This is a genomic window from Cohnella fermenti, assembly GCF_004801405.1.
Lineage (GTDB): Bacteria > Bacillota > Bacilli > Paenibacillales > Paenibacillaceae > Cohnella > Cohnella fermenti.
The window spans coordinates 37,006-58,068 of the sequence record NZ_SSOB01000048.1; the positions used below are offsets into that span (position 1 = coordinate 37,006).

General features: G+C 51.4%; 21 protein-coding genes and 3 tRNA genes. 19 read left to right on the forward strand and 5 right to left on the reverse strand.

What is annotated here, in order from left to right; all coding sequences use genetic code 11:
• The first annotated feature begins 3 nt into the window (after positions 1-3).
• The 15 genes from E6C55_RS27445 to E6C55_RS33960 all read left to right on the forward strand — a co-directional run bounded on the left by E6C55_RS27445 (position 4) and on the right by E6C55_RS33960 (position 12,629).
• Positions 4-2,871 (forward strand): ABC transporter permease, encoded by a 2,868-nt coding sequence (locus tag E6C55_RS27445; protein WP_136373028.1) that lies wholly within the window; start codon positions 4-6, stop codon positions 2,869-2,871.
• A gap of 4 nt (positions 2,872-2,875) precedes the next feature.
• On the forward strand, positions 2,876-3,766 hold the full coding sequence (locus E6C55_RS27450) for an ABC transporter ATP-binding protein (protein ID WP_136373029.1): 891 nt from the start codon (positions 2,876-2,878) through the stop codon (positions 3,764-3,766).
• Entirely contained in the window at positions 3,763-5,298 is a 1,536-nt protein-coding gene (locus E6C55_RS27455) for an ABC transporter substrate-binding protein (RefSeq protein ID WP_136373030.1), read from the forward strand. Before E6C55_RS27450 ends, E6C55_RS27455 begins: the two co-directional genes overlap by 4 nt.
• Before the next feature lie 236 nt (positions 5,299-5,534).
• Positions 5,535-7,031, forward strand: coding sequence for an ABC transporter substrate-binding protein (locus tag E6C55_RS27460; RefSeq protein WP_136373031.1), 1,497 nt, complete (start codon positions 5,535-5,537; stop codon positions 7,029-7,031).
• 256 nt (positions 7,032-7,287) lie between these two features.
• Positions 7,288-7,452: a hypothetical protein gene (locus tag E6C55_RS33955; protein ID WP_168735906.1), complete on the forward strand. Its 165-nt coding sequence runs from the start codon at positions 7,288-7,290 to the stop codon at positions 7,450-7,452.
• A gap of 203 nt (positions 7,453-7,655) precedes the next feature.
• Positions 7,656-7,841, forward strand: coding sequence for a YycC family protein (locus E6C55_RS27465; RefSeq protein ID WP_136373063.1), 186 nt, complete (start codon positions 7,656-7,658; stop codon positions 7,839-7,841).
• Positions 7,842-7,967: 126 nt separating this feature from the next.
• A tRNA-Met gene (locus E6C55_RS27470) sits at positions 7,968-8,044 on the forward strand.
• A gap of 27 nt (positions 8,045-8,071) precedes the next feature.
• Positions 8,072-8,147 (forward strand) — tRNA-Ile (locus E6C55_RS27475).
• 184 nt (positions 8,148-8,331) lie between these two features.
• Positions 8,332-8,420: transfer RNA gene (locus E6C55_RS27480), tRNA-Leu, on the forward strand.
• Positions 8,421-9,114: 694 nt separating this feature from the next.
• Complete coding sequence (locus tag E6C55_RS27485; RefSeq protein WP_136373032.1) at positions 9,115-9,633, forward strand: hypothetical protein; 519 nt, start codon at positions 9,115-9,117, stop codon at positions 9,631-9,633.
• Positions 9,634-9,864: 231 nt separating this feature from the next.
• Entirely contained in the window at positions 9,865-10,554 is a 690-nt protein-coding gene (locus E6C55_RS27490) for a restriction endonuclease (RefSeq protein ID WP_136373033.1), read from the forward strand.
• Between the two features lie 31 nt (positions 10,555-10,585).
• Entirely contained in the window at positions 10,586-11,326 is a 741-nt protein-coding gene (locus E6C55_RS27495; protein ID WP_230986887.1) for an NERD domain-containing protein, read from the forward strand.
• A gap of 223 nt (positions 11,327-11,549) precedes the next feature.
• Entirely contained in the window at positions 11,550-12,008 is a 459-nt protein-coding gene (locus E6C55_RS27500; RefSeq protein ID WP_136373034.1) for a GNAT family N-acetyltransferase, read from the forward strand.
• A gap of 45 nt (positions 12,009-12,053) precedes the next feature.
• Entirely contained in the window at positions 12,054-12,341 is a 288-nt protein-coding gene (locus E6C55_RS27505; RefSeq protein ID WP_136373035.1) for a MazG nucleotide pyrophosphohydrolase domain-containing protein, read from the forward strand.
• A 117-nt stretch (positions 12,342-12,458) separates the two neighbouring features.
• Positions 12,459-12,629, forward strand: coding sequence for a hypothetical protein (locus E6C55_RS33960; protein WP_168735907.1), 171 nt, complete (start codon positions 12,459-12,461; stop codon positions 12,627-12,629).
• Between the two features lie 89 nt (positions 12,630-12,718).
• Here E6C55_RS33960 and dat read toward each other — a convergent pair whose 3' ends face one another.
• Positions 12,719-13,558 carry a D-amino-acid transaminase gene (gene dat / locus E6C55_RS27510; RefSeq protein WP_136373036.1) on the reverse strand — a complete coding sequence of 280 codons (840 nt, stop codon included), beginning with the start codon at positions 13,556-13,558 and terminating at the stop codon, positions 12,719-12,721.
• A 108-nt stretch (positions 13,559-13,666) separates the two neighbouring features.
• On the opposite strand from dat, the gene E6C55_RS27515 reads away from it, so the two are divergent.
• The gene (locus E6C55_RS27515; RefSeq protein ID WP_136373037.1) at positions 13,667-14,347 is read left to right on the forward strand and encodes a uracil-DNA glycosylase; all 681 of its coding nucleotides are present in this window, start codon (positions 13,667-13,669) and stop codon (positions 14,345-14,347) included.
• Positions 14,348-14,416: 69 nt separating this feature from the next.
• On the opposite strand, the gene E6C55_RS27520 is transcribed toward E6C55_RS27515, so the two are convergent.
• The 3 genes from E6C55_RS27520 to E6C55_RS27530 all read right to left on the reverse strand — a co-directional run bounded on the left by E6C55_RS27520 (position 14,417) and on the right by E6C55_RS27530 (position 17,567).
• A complete protein-coding gene (locus tag E6C55_RS27520; RefSeq protein WP_168735908.1) occupies positions 14,417-15,415 on the reverse strand; it encodes an S-layer homology domain-containing protein in 999 nt (332 codons plus the stop codon).
• A 434-nt stretch (positions 15,416-15,849) separates the two neighbouring features.
• Positions 15,850-16,380 (reverse strand): DinB family protein, encoded by a 531-nt coding sequence (locus E6C55_RS27525; RefSeq protein WP_136373039.1) that lies wholly within the window; start codon positions 16,378-16,380, stop codon positions 15,850-15,852.
• Between the two features lie 224 nt (positions 16,381-16,604).
• On the reverse strand, positions 16,605-17,567 hold the full coding sequence (locus E6C55_RS27530; RefSeq protein WP_136373040.1) for a DUF2971 domain-containing protein: 963 nt from the start codon (positions 17,565-17,567) through the stop codon (positions 16,605-16,607).
• Between the two features lie 232 nt (positions 17,568-17,799).
• Here E6C55_RS27530 and radC point away from each other — a divergent pair, with 232 nt between their 5' ends.
• Complete coding sequence (gene radC, locus E6C55_RS27535) at positions 17,800-18,420, forward strand: RadC family protein (protein ID WP_136373041.1); 621 nt, start codon at positions 17,800-17,802, stop codon at positions 18,418-18,420.
• A 9-nt stretch (positions 18,421-18,429) separates the two neighbouring features.
• On the opposite strand, the gene E6C55_RS27540 is transcribed toward radC, so the two are convergent.
• Positions 18,430-18,768, reverse strand: a complete 339-nt coding sequence (locus tag E6C55_RS27540) for a helix-turn-helix domain-containing protein (protein ID WP_136373042.1) — start codon at positions 18,766-18,768, stop codon at positions 18,430-18,432.
• A 261-nt stretch (positions 18,769-19,029) separates the two neighbouring features.
• Here E6C55_RS27540 and E6C55_RS27545 point away from each other — a divergent pair, with 261 nt between their 5' ends.
• Positions 19,030-19,608 carry a zinc ribbon domain-containing protein gene (locus E6C55_RS27545; RefSeq protein WP_136373043.1) on the forward strand — a complete coding sequence of 193 codons (579 nt, stop codon included), beginning with the start codon at positions 19,030-19,032 and terminating at the stop codon, positions 19,606-19,608.
• A 51-nt stretch (positions 19,609-19,659) separates the two neighbouring features.
• A complete protein-coding gene (locus E6C55_RS27550; protein ID WP_136373044.1) occupies positions 19,660-20,895 on the forward strand; it encodes a hypothetical protein in 1,236 nt (411 codons plus the stop codon).
• Positions 20,896-21,063: the final 168 nt, after the last annotated feature.

The following is a 21,063-nucleotide window of genomic DNA, read 5'->3' on the forward strand; positions in this document are numbered from 1 at the left end:
CGGATGGGGGCGCTGATCCGATTCCTCTTCCGCAAGATGTGGAACACGCGCTGGTTGACGCTCAGTACTCTGGCCGGACTGCTTCTCGCCGTCGCGTTCACCACAAGCATTCCGATGTATGCGGACGGAGCGCTTAAGCGCGTCGTCGCGCAGTCGCTTCAGGAGAACAGCGAAGGGCTGCCCGCAGGGGCGCTTCGCGTGCTCTATCAGTCGACCGACGGCAAGACCGACCCGGACGCCTTCCGCAGCGTCGACGAGTACATTACCGAGGACATCCCGGCGAAGATCGGCTTCCCGCGCCAGGCGACGCAGAACAGCTTGACGATTCGCAGCGCCGAGGTGCAGCCGGAAGATCCGAGCGCGGTGGACGCGAGCCGCACGCGCAAGATGACGCTGAGCTCCTTCAGCGGGCTGAAGGAGCAGGTCGAGATGGCGGGCGGCGAGTGGTATGCCGACCGGGCGGCCGAAGACGGCACGATCCAGGCCGTCATGATGGAGGAGGCGATGTTCCGCAGCGACCTGCACGTTGGCGATGTGCTTCTCTATCCTATCTATTCGGGCCTTAATATTACGCTGAGAATCGAGATCGTCGGCTCCTTCAAGCCCAAGGAGAGCTCCGGAGGCTATTGGTATCAAGGGCTCGACAGCCTGATGTCGACGCTGTTCGTCGCCGAGCCGGCGATGAAGGAGGATCTCGTCGCCGGGCAAGGCATTCCGCTGCAGATGGCGAGCTGGTATGCGGCTTACGATCTGAGGGAGATCAAGACGAGCCAGCTCTCGCCTCTCGAGGACACGCTCGGCCGCATCGACATCGACGTGTACCAGAAGCTGAAGGGGACCCACCTGGACATCTCCTTCGACGAGATGCTCGGGCAGTTCCGCCGCGACAGCCTCCAGTTGCAGACGATGCTGTTCACGCTGGCCGCACCGATGATCGCGATGGTGTTCTACTTCATCACGATGAACGCCCGCCAGGCGCTGGAGAAGCAGCGTTCGGACATCGCGGTCATGCGCAGCCGCGGGGCCGGCAAGCGGCAGATTCTGCTTATCTTCCTGATGGAAGGCGTTCTGCTCGGTCTGATCTCGCTGCTCGCAGGGCCGTTCATCGGCTGGTTCATGGCGAAGAGCATCGGTTCGGCGAGCGGGTTCCTAGAATTCGTCAACCGCAAGGCGATTCCGGTCGGCTTCGGGACGGAGAGCATTCTCGCCGGCCTTGCCGCCGTTCTTGTCGCGATCGGCGCGGCGGTCATTCCGGCGTTCGTCTACACGCGAACGTCGATCGTCGACCATAAGCGGCGGATGGCGAGAAGCGACCAGTCGCCGACCTGGCAGCGATGGTTCCTCGATGTCGCGCTGCTCGGCGTCGCCGCTTACGGCTGGTATCTGTTCAACGAGCGCCAGATGGTCAGCTTCAAGACGGGAATGACGACGGATCAGCTTAACGTTCAGCCGTTCCTGTTCTTCGTCCCTGCGATCAGCATCTTCGCGGCGGGATTGTTCTTCCTAAGGCTGTTCCCGCTGCTGCTGAAGCTGTTCAACCGTCTGTGGCGAACGATTCTGCCGGTTCCGCTTTACTTGACGCTGACGCAGTTGTCCCGCTCGTCCCGCTCTTATTATCCGCTTATGATTCTGCTCATTCTGACGCTCGGCCTCGGGGTGTACAACGCTTCCGCGGCGCGCACGATCGATTTGAACTCGGAGGAGCGAATTCTGTACCAGTACGGAACCGACGTCGTCGTGACGACCGTATGGGAAGGGACCGCGGACCTGAACTCCGGCAGCGGTTCCGGCGGAGGCTCCGGCCAGGGCGGGGGGCAAGGCGGCCAGGGGGGCCAAGGCGGCGGGCAAGGGCAGACGTCCGGCCCGTCCAAGGTCATCTACTCGGAGCCGCCGTTCGAGGTGTTCCGCACGCTGCCCGGCGTGGAGCAAGCCGCGAGGGTGCTTCAAGCCAAGGTGGACGTGAGGGTGAACGACCGGTCGGCCGGCCAAGGGACGATCGTCGGCATCGACAACGTCGACTTCGCCCGCGTCGCCTGGTTCCGGGACGATCTGTACCCGGCAAACCCGTATAAGTATCTCGCGCTTATGGGCAAGGGCGCGGAGTACTCGCTGATCTCCTCCAACCTGGCGGAGAAGTACAACCTGAAGCCCGGCGACGAGATTCAGGCGGTCGTGCAGGAGCAGGTCGTGCGCTTTATCGTTGCGGCGGTGCTGCCGTATTGGCCGGCGCAATATCCGTCCGAGTCGCCGTTCATCGTGGCGAACCTCGATTATGTGTACGACGAGGCGCCGATGATGCCGTACGACGTCTGGCTGAAGATGGAGCCGGAGGCGAAGGTCGCGCCGCTCATTCCGGAGCTTCAGGAGAAGGGGATCGAGATCGCGGCGATCAGCGACGCGAGAAGCGAGCTGATCGCACAGAGCAAGCATCCGGCGCGCGGCGGCGTGTTCGGCATTCTGAGCCTCGGCTTCCTGGTGACGATCGTCGTCTCGCTGTCCGGCTACATTCTGTTCTGGTTCTTCAACCTGTCCGGACGGATTGTGCAGATCGGCATTCTGAGAGCGATGGGATTGTCGCGCAAGCAGCTTACCGGCATGCTGCTGCTCGAGCAGGTGTTCACCGCGGGATTGTCCATCGGGCTCGGCATCGGCATCGGGAAGCTCGCAAGCATTCTGTTCCTCCCGTTCCTGCAGACGACGGACAACGCCGCAGGACAGATTCCGCCGTTCCGCGTCGTCTTCGACAACGTGGACACGAACCGGCTGTATATCGTCGTCGGCGTCATGATGCTGATCGGCGTCGCGATGCTGGTTGCCCATATCAGACGCCTCAAGGTCCATCAGGCCGTGAAGCTCGGAGAGGAGCGCTAATCGCATGATCCATTGCGAAGGACTCGTAAAGATTTACAAGACGGACGATCTGGAGGTCGTCGCCCTCCAAGGCTTGAACCTGTCGGTTCAGGAAGGCGAGATGATGGCTATCATCGGCAACAGCGGCAGCGGGAAGTCGACGCTGCTGAACATTCTCGGCGGTCTCGACCGCCCCTCCGCCGGCCAGGTCAAGGTCGGTCCGTGGGACCTGCTCAAGGCGACCGAAGAGGATCTGGTCAAGTACAAGCGGGACACGGTCGGCTTCATCTGGCAGAACAACGCCCGCAATCTGCTTCCGTTCCTGAGCGCGCTCGAGAACGTCGAGATGCCGATGATGTTCTCCGGCAAGACGGACCGCGCGTACGCGAAGCAACTGCTCGAGTGGGTCGGGCTGAAGGAACGGATGCACAACAAGCTGACGCAGCTGTCGGGAGGGGAGCAGCAGCGCGTCGCGATCGCGATCTCTCTTGCGAACAAGCCGCAGATGCTGCTCGCCGATGAACCAACGGGCTCCGTCGACACTCGCACCTCGGACGTTATCATGGATATTTTCCGCCGGTTTAATCGTGAACTTGGACTGACGATCGTCATCGTTACGCACGATCTGTCGCTGGCCGGCAAGGTGGACCGCGTTGTTGCGATCCGCGACGGCCTCACGAGCACAGAGTTCATCAAGCGGAATCCGAACCTGGACGACGCCAAGGTTCCGCACGGAACCGGCTCCGCGCTCGGAGAGGTGCACGAAGCGTACGTCGTTGTCGACCGTTACGGCCGGCTGCAGATTCCGAAGGAGTATCTGCAGAGCCTCGGCATCGACGACAAGGCAAGCCTGGAATTCGACGGAGAGAAGATCGGCATCAAAGCTCCGAAATCATTGGAGGGGGAAACCGCATGACTACGTTTTACGCTTCGAAGGCAAGAAAGTGGGTGCTCGTCGGCACAAGTCTCGCCATGCTCGTCCCGATTCTGGCCGCCTGCAGCGACGGGGGCAGCAACGATCCGAACAATCGCCGCACGCTCCGCATCGGCACGATGTACGGCAGCTCGAGCGACGAATCTTACTTCCGGCAGCAATACACCGACCTGTTCGAATTCGCGAACTCGAACATCGACATCGAGATTGTTCCGGCGATCGATTACACCGAGTCGCAGTTCAACACGGCGGAAGAGAACCAGAACAACAACAACGACCCGATCAAGAAAGTGAAGGAATTGATGACGGGCGCCAATCCGATCGATGTCATGATTCTTGACTCCGGCGTGCTCGGCAGCCTTATTCAAGACAATCTCCTGATGCCTCTCGACGCGAAGATGAAGGAGGACAAAATCGATCCGAACGATTACGTCCCGGCCGTCATCGACGGAATCAAGGCACAGGGGGACGATCAGCTCTATGCGCTTGCGCCGACCTATACACCATCCGCTCTCTTCTATAATAAGAAGATTTTCAGCAAGATGAACGTCAGCCCGCCGCAGGAGAACATCACGTGGGATCAGCTGTTTAACCTGGCTCGGCAGCTCAAGAGCGGAGAAGGCAAGGATGCGACGTTCGGCTTCTCGTTTAACCAATGGGGCTACAGCGATCCTTACAACGATATGATCAACTATGCCGCTCCGCTGCAGCTCAAGCTCTTCGATTCGAACGCGGAGAAGATGACGGTCAATACGCCGCAATGGGAGAACGTCTGGACGACGATCTCGCAGTTGTACAAGGATCATATTCTGCCGACGACGGAAGATCTGCAGATCGATTACAACAATGTCGATAACACGCGATACAACCCGTTCCAACAGCAGACATTCTTTAACGGCAAGTCCGCCATGGTCATCGCCAACTACAGCTTTATCAACGATATCGACTCCTACAACAAGAACTACCAGAAGTTCGAAGGCATGGAGGCGCTCGATTGGGACGTCGTCCAGGTGCCGACCTTCTCGGAAGCGCCGGGCGTCAGCAGCTACATCTACATGAGTTCGCTCGCCGGCATCAACGCGAAGGCGCCGAATCCGGACGACGCTTGGAAGTTCGTGAAGTTCATGAACGGCAAGGACTGGGGCAAGCTGAAGTCCCGCAGCAGCTACGAGATGCCGGCGCTGAAGGAATTCATCAAGGTGAAGGACGGCATGTCCTATAACATCGATGCGTTCACGACGACCAAGCCGATCTTGAATTCGAACACGTACGCCGAGCAGCAGCTCTACACCGAGCGGCCGAACCTGTACCAGATCCAGTCGCTGGCCCAGACCGAGTTCAACAAGGTGATCCAGAACGAGATGACGGTCAAGGAGGCGCTCGCCGAATTCGAGACGAAGGGCAACGACCTGCTGCAGAAAATCAAGCTGAATCCTTCCGGACCGATGGAAGGAGTAGGCGGCGATGTGTACGGCGGCGGCGGAGCGATCGAGATCAAACCGATGATTGACTGATCGCTGCGAATGAATGCTTCGCCAGATCCGGCTATTCTCTAGAACCGGCTATTCTCCAGCACTCATCTCCCGACTAACAACAATCGACGGACATCCAACACCGCGGGATTCAGGACAGAGGGGACGACTCTGGATTCCGCGGCTTTTTTTCGGTTTTTTATCGTTCTTTTATATAGAAGGAGGGGCTTATCATCGTAAAGAAAACAAAAACAATCGCCGCCACGTTATCTCTGCTTATGCTTGCGCCGCTTGCCGCCGCTTGCTCGAGCGACAATTCGGACGACCCGAACAACCGCCGCACGCTGCGCATCGGGATGCTGTACGGCAGCACGGACAACGAGTCCTACTTCCGCCAGCAATACACGGACATGTTCGAGCTTGCGAGCGGCAACATCGACATCGAGATCGTGAACGCGTACGACTGGAGCGAGATGCAGTACGCCACCGAGGAAGAACGCAAGGAGAACCCGCAGCCGGAGACGATGGAGCTGTACAAGAAGCTGCTGACCGGCACGAATCCGGTGGACGTCGTTATGCTGGACACGGGAACGATTGCCGAGCTGGTCCAGAACAACCTGATCAAGCCGCTCGATTCGCTGCTCAAGAAGGATAAGATCGATCTGGCCGAGTATGTGCCTTCGGTCATCGACTACATACGCGAGCAAGGGAACGGGCAGATCTACGGACTGACGCCGACGTTCTCTTCGTCCGCCTTGTTCTACAACAAGAAGCTGTTCAGCGAGAAGGGCGTAACGCCTCCGACCGACGACATGACGTGGGAGCAGATCTACACGCTGGCGCGTCAACTGGCCTCGGGAGAAGGGGAGGACGCGGTTTACGGGCTCGCTCTCAACGACTGGGGCGGCGGCTTGCAATTCTATAACGTGCAGAACATCGTCGCTCCGCTCAAGCTCAGAACGTTCGATACGGAGGGAGAGAAGATGACGGTCGATACGCCGCAGTGGGAGCAAGCCTGGTCGGAACCGATCAAGCTATACCAGGACCATGTCATCCCGAAGCCGGAGGATCTCCAGAAGGAGCAGCCGCAGGACGGCAACTACCGCTATGATCCTTATCAGCAGCGACCTTTCTTCTCCGGACGAGTGGCGATGATGATCGGCAGCTACAACATGGTGAACGAACTGGCGACCTTCAATCAGAATGTGGAGAAAATGGACGGCTACGAAGCGATCGATTGGGACGTGGTCACGTATCCGCAACTGTCGCAGGCACCGGGCATCGGCGGCAACATGTATCTGAGCCAGCTCATGGGCATCAACGCGACTGCGCCCAACGAGAAGGATGCTTGGGAGTTCATCAAGTTCGTCAACGGCGAGGATACCGCCAAGTTCAAGGCGCGCAGCCAATACGAGCTCAGCACGCTGCAGCAGTTCGTCAAGCCGAGGGAAGGATCGACGTTCCACATGGAGGCGTTCACGAAGCTGAAGCCGGTCTCGTACGAGATGAACGATGCGGACGAGAAGCTGTACAAGGATCGTCCGAACCTCAATCTGCTGTACACCTTGAGCGAACAGGCGTTCAACAAGGCGCTCAGCGGGGACATGTCGGTCAAGGAGGCGCTTGCCGACTGGCAGGCGAAGGGCGACGAGCTGCTGCAGAAGATCAAGGCGAACCCGACCGGGGACATCGACATGTCGGCGTACGTGGATCAGAACGCGATGACCGATAGGGACAGGGTCATGGCAGCCGCCGGCATGGCCGTCGGAGGGTAAGCAAAGGTGGAATGACGGAAGATCGGAAGACCGGGAGACCGGAAAGACGGAAGACCGGGAGACCGGGAGACCGGAAAGTAGGAAAGCAGGAAAGACGGAAAGACGGAAAGACGGAAGACGGGAAGAGCCGCCCTAGTGGGCGGTTTTTCCCCATTCATGGAACATTCGCGAGTAAGCCTAATGGTTGCCGTATATGCTAAGACCATAGCCGCCGGCCCTGCGGACCGGCGATCCATGAATCCGGGAGGGAACGAGGATGAGATGGGTGTATTGGTCCAGGTTATACGACAGCAAGTTCCAGGCGGGCTGTCTCGTGCGCCGAATGGAGAATGACGGCTGGCTGTTCGGCGTCGAGATGCCGAGGGAGATCGAGGTGTACCGTTCGCGCAAAGGCAAGTACGGGGTGCGCTACGTGCCGTGAGCGGCGGGAGAGGAGGTTGCTGGTTGGAAACGGTGAGGGGCGAGTAAGCGGGGAGAGGTGATTTTGAAGCAGGGCAAGAGACGAGCCGGATGGGGCGGGAGTTTGAAGCGGGTGAGGTTCGCATCTGGTCCGTCGACTTGCTCTTCGCTCTTGGCTGGCTGGCCGCCGATGTGGTATGGTCTAGGGAGAAGGAGCGATGCCCTATGAGAAGAATGCCCTTGTCCGCGGATACCGCCGTCAAGCTTGCCAAGCACTTGAACGTCCCGTTGGAGCATCTGATGCACATGCCCCAGCACATTCTGATCCAGAAGCTGGCCGAACTGGCCAAGGCCGAGCAAGAGAACAATTCGGACGAAGCAGGGGATAACAGGAATAACCGAGGGGAATAAGCCGTATACTCTAGCGAGCAACTCAATAAATATTTCCGATAATAATTCGAAGAATGCCTTGACGAAGAGGATGGAAGTGTTGTATATTAATTCTTGTCGCCATTAAGATAAGCGACCATACAACGACGCGGGGTGGAGCAGCCCGGTAGCTCGTCGGGCTCATAACCCGAAGGCCGCAGGTTCAAATCCTGCCCCCGCAACCAACTTCCTCGTAGGACCATAACGAACGAGGGCCCTTAGCTCAGTGGTTAGAGCTGTCGGCTCATAACCGATTGGTCGGGGGTTCGAGTCCCTCAGGGCCCACCACCAGACAACAGACAACCTTGTGAATCAAGGTTTTTTTGATTTTTAGGGAGAATTTGCAGAGTGGGTTCGGAGCAGATTTGTTGCCCGATTCCCCCGATTTTGTTTGACGGACCGCGCCCATTCATGGTAATATGTAACTCGTTGACCGGACGAGCGCTCCATCGTTCGCCCGAACTTCATCCATGCCGGGGTGGCGGAATTGGCAGACGCACGGGACTTAAAATCCCGCGATGGGTGACCATCGTACGGGTTCGACCCCCGTCCTCGGCACCACAACTATTAAGAATCTCAAGGGTTTCAGCTCATTCATTTGGGCTGGAGCCCTTTTTCGACGTTAAGGAAATATATATATTTCCGATTTATCGGGGCCGAACAAGGGACGGCCTGCCATCGCTTAAAGCTATGGACTGAGCGCGGCGGCTTATTCGAGCCTATCCAAGAGGGAAGATATCCGTCGCTAAATTCGGTGAAGCCGCCGATGCCGCTCTTATTGCCGGATTTTATGCGAAAAATCACATTGGTGCAGCTTGATGACGGGGAGATTGGGCGAATCTATGTGAAAAACAGCGTACATGGAGAAAATTCCGGCTCGAGTTGCCTTATGTATGTTAAAAACCACATAAAACGCCTCGATACCCCCTCAATCCAGGTCGACGAATGTGAAAAATCATATAAAATCGCAAAAGTTCTTGGGCCAAGGGGGACGAATAGCGATATTAGTCAGATTGTTATCGAATGCCTGAGATCGTGAAATCTGATACACCATTACACTGGCACTTGATGCTAATATTCCAATATTCACGGCGTCGATGGCTGCGGTGATTAGTCATATAGATAACATTCTGGCTTGCGAGTCTTTTTATTTCATCCAACTCTTAAGTGTACTGTAATAATTTGTAGTTTATCAGGCTGTTTCCTTCCTAAATGTTGGGATATGCTTGAGACATCATAGGAAGGGGCTGAATTGATGAAGAAGTGGATGAAGAAGGCTGGATTGGTGGCTGCGAGCGTGGCGGCGATGACGACGTTGGTATCGGCGGGGCCGGCAAGGGCCGATATTGGGAGGGTATTCTATTTCACTATTCAAAACAATACCATCTGCGATGCTACAGGGAGATACACATCATTGTATTTAAATATTAGTAACATTGGTTCCTCATCAGCAAACGTTACCGTTCATTTGTACAATAATGCGGGTGTTGAAGTATCTCCAACGGGAATAACGAACCTTGCGTATAATTTCCCTTCTAATTTAACGATAAATTCCGATACAACTATAGGATCAAGGTCTTCACTGAATTACATGACAATTTTTGGAGTCGGCGGAGCCGGAAATGTGTGTGGTGATATACCTGCATATGGAAAAATCGTCGTGGACGAAGGTGGAGCTATCATTGCTAACGGAGAGATAAAGGGAACGGTGCAAAGTAGCAGTTTTGTCGCACAGGACATGCCCATTCTCATCAACAACGGTCAGCCATTCTAACCGTAACGCCGGGTCTGCGGACTCGTTTTTTTTATTTTCGAAGCATCTCACAATCCGAATGGCTGCGTCGAAGTCCATTAGCAACGGCAAGCCGCTACGCTGGATAGAACCTTAGACCTACAGTTTCAGCGCCCAAGAGGCGTTTTTCTTTTTCCATTAGCAGGAAAATGGTCGCATTAGGTCGAAAAACAAGGGGAATACCCATTCGTAAAACTACATTTTGGAGGGTTTATGGCAAAGACATACTATGCTGAGGGAAGGCAAGTTGCTTATTTTATAAGAGGACTTTGCATCCTTATTGGGTTAGCGATCTATTTTAACATGTCAAGGTTGCATTGGGGCTTCTTCATCGGCATTTTATTTGGCTCCATAGTTGCGGGAGAAATCTTAGGCTCTATGTGGACGAGGAGAAGACGTTTAACGGCTCAACAGGCTAAGAAAAAATCCAACGCAAAGAGCAAGATTTTGCCAGACAAATCGACTAAAAGCAAGCAGCTTAGCGACCAGGAGCTTGTTCATGCAGATGTTGATACGTTGTCTGGATCCGATTTTGAACGACTAATGGAGCTATACTTCATATACAAAGGCTATAGTGTAACCCGAATCGGCGGAGCAGGAGACCACGAAGTCGATTTAATCCTTAAGGGCAAGGAGGGTTACAAGATCGCCGTCCAATGTAAGCGCTGGAAGCGAGATGTGGGAAATGATATCGTCCTGAGGCTGAAGGCCGGCAAACAAGTCCATGGTTGTTACGACGCTTGGATTGTGACGACTAGCAACTTCACAAGATCAGCAAAGGAAGCAGCGGAGCGGCTCAATATAAAGTTGATCAATGGAATTTCGTTGCATGACAAGCTCTCTAACTGGCGTAAGTCTGTTTCAGCGACCGAAGTCAAGCCCAAAGTAAGTCGCAGTAGGTGATTTGGCTATTACACAATAATGGAGTGTTTAGATGATGATTTACTTATTAGCGGGAATAATGCTCGCTTTAATCTTGATGGCAAGGTCTCCGAAAATCAAGGGGATGATCGGTGAGTCGTCCGTTCGTCATAAGTTAAGCAAACTAGACTCCAAGGAATACATAGCCCTGCATGATCTTATGATTAAGCGGCCAGACGGGAAGACGTCGCAAATCGATCATGTTGTCATCTCAAGATATGGAGTGTTCGTCATTGAGACGAAAAATTACACGGGGTGGATTGTGGGAAGCGAGAAATCGGAGTATTGGACTCAGGTAATTTACAAACGCAAGGAGAGGTTGTACAACCCAATCCGACAGAACTATGGACACATCAAGGCGCTGGAGAGCTATTTGGATGATGATTCAATAACGTTTATTCCCATTATTGCGTTCAGCACAAGGGCTGATCTGAAGCTTGAGCAGATGAGTACGGATGTTGTTTATACGACCAGATTGGTATCGACCATTCAGAAGTATAAGGATGCCTTGTTATCCGAAGAGCAGATACATCGAGTTCAAACGGCGTTATCGGCTAAGACGATCCATACTCGCGAAGAGCGGAAGAAGCATGTCTCCGACATCAAGGCAAGCATAAGGGAGAAGGAAGCTCTTGCGAGCGCGGGAATATGTCCGAGGTGTAACGGCAAGCTGGTTGAACGAAAGGGCAAGAATGGAGCATTTGTTGGCTGTAGCAGCTATCCTAAGTGTAGGTACACAAGCAACAGTGTTTAGCGAGTAGTGGATAGGGGAAATCGGGGGACCTGAGATCTGTGAATGACGGGCGGTAGGTGGTGGCAGGAAGCAATGCTAGGTTTCTGTTGCGAATACCAAGGGTTGGAAATATAATGAGGTTCAACTCGTTTAAACGGGTTGACAGTGGCGAGGATAGGGGCAGTGACATTAGTTTAGACCTGCTATTTAGCGGTGAGCCCTTTAAAATTACCGGAGGTAGCTTATGAAGATCAGGAAGGCGACAGAGCAGGACATAGCCGCGCTGACCCTCATGCGCTGGGAGTTCACGCTGGAGCACCAGCCGGAAGTGCAGGATGATTACGATCTGTTCGAGACGGAATGTCGAGCGTTCCTGGAGCAGGCCATACGAGGTGAGCGCTGGCATATCTGGGTCGCGGAACTGGATGGTGTTATTGCGTCTCATATGTATATCCAGATCATCGATAAGGTGCCGCGGCCGGGGCGCACTACTTACCCTTTTGCCTATATGACCAATGTTTATACCGATCCCGACTATCGATCTCGCGGCATCGGCAGTCGGATACTGGAGACGATTCGGGAGTGGGCGGCGGCCAACAAATTTGAATTTATTCTGGTCTGGCCGAGCGAAGACAGCAGGGACTTCTATTCGCGGAACGGGTACTCGCTGTGCGATGATCCGATGGAGCTTCATCTCTCTTGATTCTCTTAAGGGGGAGACAATGATACGGCATAAGGAGAGGCAGCAATGAACCCAGCAGAATTCCAACAATATGTAAAACAATTCAGCGAAGATAAGGGCTTCGACACGAGCACGATCGAGCAGCGGATGCTGTATCTGATGACGGAGGTCGGGGAGCTGGCCAAGGAGGTGCTGACCGTCTCCTTCCATCCGGACGAGAAGAGGCGCGAGAATCTCGGTTATGAGATGTACGATGTCGTCTGGAATATCTTCGACCTGGCGAACAAGCTGGACATCGATCTGGAGAAGGCATTCCGGGAGAAGCTGGCGATCAACGAGCGGCGGACGTGGTGAACGCGACTGCTTGCGAATGGAATAAATTTCAAGAATCGTTCGAACAGGATTTTGCCCGGTTCACGTGGAATTTCTCAATTTGGGAAAACAATCCTGAGCATGGTGGGGGAGTCACAAATGACGAAGCAGTATGCGATCGACCTGGCGAAGAAGCTGTACCGCGACAATGAGCGCTCCTACTTCGTCGTGAACGACGGAGGGCCGGACGATTACCGCGTCGTCGACAAGGAAGAGAAGAATCGGGACAATCTCAATCGTTATGTCGTGTTCAGCATTGAAGTCGACTAACGGATCGTTAACCGAATAGCGCGACGGAATGGGAATCCCCCTGGCGGACGGCGGTCAATCGACCGCAAGCCTCCAAGGGGATTCCTTGTTTATTGGCCGATCAGATTGGCGAACAATTGCTGCAGACGCCGCGTGACGGGACCGGCGGAGCCGCCGCCGATCGGCCGGCCGTCCACGGCAACGATAGGGGTCACTTCGACCGTCGTGCCCGTGATGAACGCTTCTTCGGCCTCGTGAAGCTCCTCAAGCGAGAAGGGGCGCTCTTCCGCCGGGATGCCGGCCGCCTGCGCGAGGCGGAGGATGACGGCGCGGGTGACGCCGTGAAGGATCAGGTTGTTGGCCGGATGTGTAACAAGGGAGCCATTCTGCACGATCATGATGTTGGAGGCGCAGCATTCCGTCACGAGGCCGGAGCGGTGGAGGATCGCATCGTCGGCTCCCGCGTCCAGCGCCTCTTGCTTCGCGAGCACGTTAGGAAGCAGGTTCAGCGTCTTGTAGTCGCAATGCAGCCAGCGGATGTCCTCGACCGTCTTGGCCCGGATTCCGGCTTCCATGGCAGCGACGGGGCGCGGGAACTCGGTTGTGTAGGCCACGAGGACAGGTGCGACCCCCTGGGGCAAAGGAAGGGAGCGAGGCGAGGTTCCGCGAGTGATCTGAACGTACAGCGTTCCCTCGGTCAGCCGGTTGCGGGCGATCAGCTCCTCGAGCTTCGTTTGAAGCGGACCGCTCTCTATCGGCATCTGCAGGCGCAGGCCCGCAGCGGTACGTTCGAGCCTGCGGAAGTGAAGCTCCGGCTCGAACAGGCGGCCGCCGTAGACGCGGAACACGTCATAGATTCCGTCCCCGTAATAATACCCCCGGTCTTCCGGAGAGATATTCACCTCTTCCTTCGGAAGGAAGCGGCCATCGAACAAATAAATGTCGCCCATTGCAGATTTCCTCTTTTCCTACTAGGATCACATGTCTATTGATTGTTATAATGAATTCAAAGAACGTTTTTGTAAACCCCTTTTACGAGTTGGAGGAATCTTGCTATCATGACCGCTATCTTCCGCAACGACTGGGAGCCGCTTCTCGGCCCGGAATTGGAGAAGCCTTATTACAGGCAATTGCGCAGCCAACTGGCCCAAGAGTATCGGGACCGGACGATTCACCCGGACATGCATCATATCTACCAGGCGCTTCATCTGACCTCGTACGAGGAGACGAAGGTGGTCATTCTCGGCCAGGACCCGTACCACGGTCCCGGACAAGCCCACGGCCTCAGCTTCTCGGTGCTGCCGGGCGTACGAATTCCCCCTTCGCTGCAGAACATCTACAAGGAGATTCAGAGCGATCTCGGCTTGCCGATCCCGAATCACGGCTTCTTGGAGCACTGGGCGAAGCAGGGGGTTCTGCTGCTCAACGCTGTGCTGACGGTGCGCGACGGAATGCCGAACTCCCACAAGCAGCTCGGCTGGGAGACGTTCACGACGGCGGTCATCGCCGCGCTCAACGAGAGAGAGCGTCCCATCGTGTTTATCCTGTGGGGGCGCAATGCGCAGGAGAAGGCGGCGTTCATCGACCGCTCGCGGCACCACGTCATCGCGTCGGCGCATCCGAGCCCGCTGTCGGCGCACAACGGCTTCTTCGGAAGCAAGCCGTTCTCGAAGGCGAACGCGTTCCTGCGGGCAAGCGGGCAGGAGGAGATCGACTGGAGCGTCCCTCCCCTCTCCTGAATCGAACAGAACAGGCAGTCCCGAAGAGGCGCATCGCGCTTCCGGGGACTGCCTGTTTGATTCCTTAAACTATTCGTAGATCGGGAAGCCTGTCGAGCCGCTTGCGCCGTCTCCGGGAGGGGAGGACACGGTGGAGTTCGCATCCGTCTCCTCGGAGCCGAGAACGGGTTCGTAGCCGGACGGAATGTAGGCGTACGCCTTGACCTCGGTGATCACTTGCGCGTACATCTTGTCCGGATCGGGCGCAAGCGCACGGTAATGGATGATCGCGTCGCCGTCCTTGAAGTCGATGCGGGATACTTCGAAGCCGTAGCCGGGGTGAGGGACAGTGGCGCTCAGCGTCACCTTCGTAATATCGCTCGAATACGCGGCAGACGTCAGGGAGACGTCGCTAAGGACGGATGCCTGCGGCTCTCCCGCTTCCGGAAGCGGCGTCTTCTCGACGAACTCGATGGCGCCATCGAGCATGACGGCGGCTTCGCTGCGGGTGATGGCAGCCTGCGGCCGGAAGTTCTGATCGGCGCCGAGCGAAGCGATGCCGGTGATGAGCAGCTTCTGGATGCTGTCCGAATAAGCCGGGGTGGTCTCGTCCGCATCGTCGTACATCATGTATTGCTCGGTATAGGCGTAGTCGCCCTTCGTAGAGATCGCTTGGAAAAGCCAGTGGGAGAACTGTTCTCTCGTAATTTTCTGCGTTGGGTCGATGTCGCGGGGCACGTCCAGCCCGTTCAGTTGCGCGATAATAAACGTCATCGCGTAGGAGGCGTCATCCTTCACCTTCGTGTAATAATCGCTGGCCTTCGGTTCCTTGAAGAAGTTGAAGCTGTCGATGTTAAGCCCCATGCCTCGGACAATCAAGGTCAGCGCCGTCGCTCCGTCAACCGAAGCCCCGGGCTGGAACAAGTTGTTGCCGATTCCTTGGACAACTCCCCGATTTTTCAAATCCATAATCTGCTTGTAGCCGGGATCGCTCTTGATATCGTTGAATGCGAACGCCGATCCGCTCAGCAGGACGCAAGACAGGGCGAGAGCGGCTGCTGCAGTTGCCGTCTTGGTTCTCATTGCCATTCTGAACGCCTCCTTCATAGGAATTGCGGGGGTTGCCCGCTTCTTATCGTATCAGACGCACGCTCGGCGGATAAGGTTGCACAAAAAAGAGCCTTTCGGCGGTAGACCGAGGCTCTCTGGCTTCTAAAGTATGGTGATCTGGACAGGGATCGAACCTGTGACCCCTACCCTGTCAAGATAAGTCCCCCTGTTTTATAACGAACCTCTGTGGGCACAAAACGAGATGAGTCAAGGAACAGGTAAGACGTAAATGCTAGTTAGTACATAGCCGCTGCGTTACAAACTTCAAATATTCTTGACCAAAATCTTGACCATTTTAATGTAATGTTCAGGGCTGATTTCTTCGGTTGGGCAGGGGGAGTCGTTAGGCTCCGACACATGGATATACTGTGAAGTTCGGGATATCGTGTGTATGCTTACAAAAAAACTCTTTATTATATAGCACCTAGCCCTGGTAGTCTTTGTCTTAACCATCTTATTTGTCCTCTATGATTAATTTCATCTTCAAAAACATGGAACCAAATAAAGTAATTATTTGATGGTAATCCCGACCATTCTCGCTCTTCATATAACCAAGCATCATCTAATAGGGAAAACTCATTTAAAGTTCTACTTCGTACTTGTTCCATTTTATCTAAATAAAAATCTAGAGTATTCCCTTTGATTTCTTTCCTTCCCTTTTCACCTAGTTCATACGCTGCAAGCCATTCACTTAATTCTTCTTCATTCGGTTTCCTATTATCAAATATTTCTATCTGAAAACCAATCTCCACCGCTGCTATATGTAGCAATAATGCTCCAATTGAATTGCTCGTTGAATCTTGTAAATAATCAAGTTCATCACTTGATAATCCTTTAACTGCATTGATTGTTGTATGTCTTGCATAATTCATCATTGATACAAGTTGACTAATCTGATTACTCATTCCTTTTACATTCATGATTTTAAATTGATTATCTACCATCATGAAACTCTCCTTTTAAAGTTACTCTCAAAGTTCACATGACGTTTCCGTATCCACGACGTCCCACCGACTTAAGGCTCATTAGGAGTCGGCTACGACGCATTTAGTCGGTGCAGATTTGTTCGCAGAATCCCCTTCCAGTCACTTCTCGCGGACCGAGGGCCGTCAGACCCGAAGCGTGGATATAATGTTAAGTGATGTTATCAGACATCCTGAAATAACAATCAAAATCTTAATGGTATCGCTGATTTTAGGACAGTTACTTTTGACGGTTCTTCTGTTTGATAACCGTTATAACTAAGAAAAAGTTCTACGCCTTTTTGGGCGATATCAATGTTGTTTTTGGGACCAATAGTTATAAATTCTATTGGTAATTTATCCTTTGGTTTGACTTCGATGTACGGAATAACGATTGAGTTAAAAGGCCTAAACCTAACAAGTCTATCAGTATCTTGTTCGTCTATCATGAATGCAACTCGGAACTCTTCTTCGTGATAAAAGGAAGGATGTTTAAAAAACATCGCATAATTTAACAGTTTAAAGTTAAGTGAATTGAAATATTTCTGTAATTCAATTGCAACTTGTGTATCAAATTGCGAAGTCGAAGAAACGCATAAGTTATCTACTAATAATTCATAATTATCTGTAATATCGTTGAAAATGATATTTTCTTGATCTTCCTTATTGTAATTCACCTTACCGATTTGGATTATACTCCCTGACCCATGCTCTATTATATTAATCAAGTCTTCTCTCTTCAGCCCTATATTATATCCATCACCATTAGAGTAATTGGAGAATAGAGTAAGGGAATCTCTATTCTCAGACAATGAAAGTAGAAATGTTTGTTTAGCATAGTACAGATACATTTCAGGACGATTTTTAAGTGATTTCTTTAAATTTGTAATTATACTTTTTAAAATCTTTCCGTTGGAATCTTTCTTATGGATAATTCCTTCAAATGAATTCTCGATTTCAATAATAGTATCCAGTAATATTGCATTCAAATATGTTATCTCTAACGAATCATTTAAAAAGTCAGCCCTCGATACCCAAAAACAATTGTTACTTACAATACCCATTAGACCGGTATTACTTGTGTAGTGATATAAATAGTTTGATGTGCTTTGTTCAATTGCAATATTAATTTTTCCGTCAGAATCAAGAAGAAATTGGGTGTTTGTCATAGTTTAACCTTCCCTCTGACAATTTTTCTTAACGTTGGTATTCGCGAAGTCAATGAAGTCGCTACATATGGAACTCTATCAAATAATGTGTTCACCAAGTTTTCCATATCCTCACAATGGATGATTTTAGTTAAACGTAACAAAATACTTCTATAAATGCAACTAGAGCAGAAGCCATTGCTTCTGCTCTCTTTACTGTCTCTTAAAATAAGGATACGGAGGTTATTCGAGTATGAATAATGCGAGAAAGCAAACCTATAAGGACCTATTGGCTAATACACTCCGAGAAGATGCTAATGGATATTTAATTGGAGAACTGACCACTCGTTATCCGAATCCTGGTGCATTGATTGATGTAACCGAACAGGAACTCATGAGCATTAAGGGGATTGGAACATCCAAAGCCAAGCAGATTATTGCTGCCGTTCAGCTTGTAAAAGAATTCGCTGCTCCCTTGCCGGAACCTACTGTTGTTCGTACCCCGAATGACGTGTTTTCCATTATGGCGTCTGAGTTGCGTTACTCTCCCAAGGAGCTTTTCGTCTGCCTGTTTTTAAATACGAAGAATCATATTATTGCTAAGGATGTTATCTCAATAGGAACATTAAGCAATGCGATCGTACATCCAAGAGAAGTATTTAGAGCCGCTATTAAACGGAATAGCGCTTCGATCATTTGCTGCCACAATCATCCCAGCGGCAATCCTGAACCTAGTTCCGAGGATGTTCAAATCACGAAACGCCTTGTCAGCGTTGGTGAGCTTATTGGCATAGACGTACTGGATCACATCATTATTGGCGGACACCGTTATATCAGCATGAGGGAAAAGGGCTTGATGGAGATTGGACCATGACACTCCAAGTCAGTCCGACGAAAGTTTATCGATATGCGAGAACATTAAAGCTATCATATCCAGCGCCATCTGCTGCTCTTTCTCAGGTCGATTCAAGATAATCTTTCTGATTTTATTGATGTAGTAATCATTGGACTTCTCAATCGATTCTTGCAGCAAGTCATCGACTGTAACGCCTAATTGATTAGAAAGCCGAATAAGAGTATCCAGCGTTAAGGAGCGTTCCCCTCTCTCAATCTGCCCAATATAGGCATGAGAGACATCTATCTTCTCAGCCAACATCTCCTGAGTCCAATCCTGCTTGAGCCGTTCTTGGCGAAGTCGACCGCCTAGCACTTTATAGTCCATCGTCTATCCCTCCCCATTAACAGTAGTTATTTCGGAGAGGCAATTTAACGAACTATAAGTTTCAAAATATTTACCAATTGTTTCATTTGGTATATAGTAATTAGGAGTAGTTCGAATTGCTTAAGAAATTTGGGATGAAATAGTCGAGTTAAGTCGGGAGGTGCGAGTAGAGGGGGATAAATAAGTCAATAGTCGGAACTTGCCTGATACAGAGGCCGTTGTACAACACTGAACCTAATTGTTTCAAAGGGGAATCATTCGATGTTCTGTTCAAACTGTGGGAGTAGCCTGAGTGTTCAGAGTAACTTTTGCAACGCCTGCGGGGTCAAGGTGTCATCTCCTGCGTCATCAAATACTGAAGCGACAGGACCAACAGGGCCGATTGCAGCGGGGCAATCGTCATTGATCGACCGATTGATTGGCAAAAATGCTGCGTATTACCGTAGTCGTTGGGCGCGTCCCGGCCATAACAAGGGGTGGAACTGGGCAGCGTTCTTCTGGTGGCCGTACTGGATGGGTTATCGAAAAATGTATAAGCTACTGTTCATTATGATTGTAGCGGTACATCTCTTGATCGTTACTCCCTTGATGATGTTGGAACACACTTATTTATATCCGATTATCGTATTGGGATTGAGCGTACACTTTGGCATGTACAGCAACAATCATTACCTGGATCATATTAACAAGCAGCAGAAGAAGCACCTGAGTAATCCAGCACTGCATCCGGCCGAAGTGATTGGTGGAACCAGTTGGGGCGGACTCGTCGGTACAGTCGTTCTACTGATCATACTGTGGATGGCCATTCTCTTGTTTGCTCCGGGATTGTTGGTTAAATAAGTCCATCTCTAAGGCTAAGTCAAGACAAATGTATGGAGGAGAACGATTAAAATGAGAAGCAAAATTCTGAATAAGTACGTTGTTGCCACAGTTGCGAGCGTCGCATTGTTCACTTCCGCAACGACTGTAGAAGCTGCCCAATTCGTTAAGAAGGCAGTAACTCAAGTTTCAACTGCAAGTTTGTTCAATACAAAATCCACCGATTCTCTTACCAATGGCAATGTAGAAATTGCTTCCAAGTTGGTGTATTCGTTGGGGACGACTTTGGAAAAGGCAACCAGTTTTAAAGCTGACGATGTCATTAAAAATGCAGCATCATTCTTTGGGAAACCAGTTTTTGTTTATGGTAACTTGGTAGCAAATGTTGGCACAGAGAAGGATAGCGCATTCTACAAGGAGCACATTACCAACGAACTCTATCTGTACGATCAATACAATAACTATTACAAAGTATATGTATCGAGCGATGATGTTCTGAACTATTTGGGCGATGAACAAGTTATCCTGTCCGGTTACATTGTTGGTCTTGAAGACATTCAGTATGAGGGAGAGGAGGAGCCAACTACTCATATTGTATTGGTCGCAAACCAACGCAGCATTGAAGAGATTGAAGACCTTTCGGACTTGGAAAGTTTCCCTTCCAAGAAGTCCGATATTGATTACTTCCGCATTCTGAATGAATACGTAAAATATTTTGATTATGTGGTGGATAACTATGATCCTACGGATGAAGAGTACAATTTTGGTCTTGAACCGTTCAATGCCACATTTTCGACGTTCCTAAACAAGTCGCAACAATTCAAGAATGAATACACGAATTGGGCGGACCTGACGTTCGAGGTACTGCTTGATGAGAAGTATCAGACGATTGGAATCAACGATTTAATCAAGAATGCATATAACTATAAACTTCAATTCAAGAAGCTCGTTGAAAAGCAAGCGACTAAAGCTGTGACTGCAAATACTACAATCTTAAGCCTTCTTAAAGAAGGACGGATTAGAGTTGGCGATGCAAACTTTTCAACTGATCCTGGTCGTGCACGGACTGCTGTTTCAATGTTATATTCTGCGGTATGGAATTATTACGAACCACTGCTTAAGGAAAATAAAAAGGATGATCGTTATTACTATGAAATTGTAGAGTTTGGGAATGAAATTTCTGACGCTATTGCCACAGTAAAAGAAAATAATTATTGGGTTTACAATGTAAAGGTGTTCGACACTGACGAAACAGGGACTCACACACTGAAGTATCTTGAATCGTATTTCGCAAAAATTAAGATTTGACCGGCTCTTTAGAAACGGATTTAAAAATAATAAATAACACCGGAAGATTGGTTCTTCCGGTGTAGAGCTACTGGTTGACTGTCACCGCTATTAAATTTAATAATTAAGGAGCCATGACCATGCTATTTAAATGGTTTTTCTATGGAACCATTATCGGGTTTTTCCTTG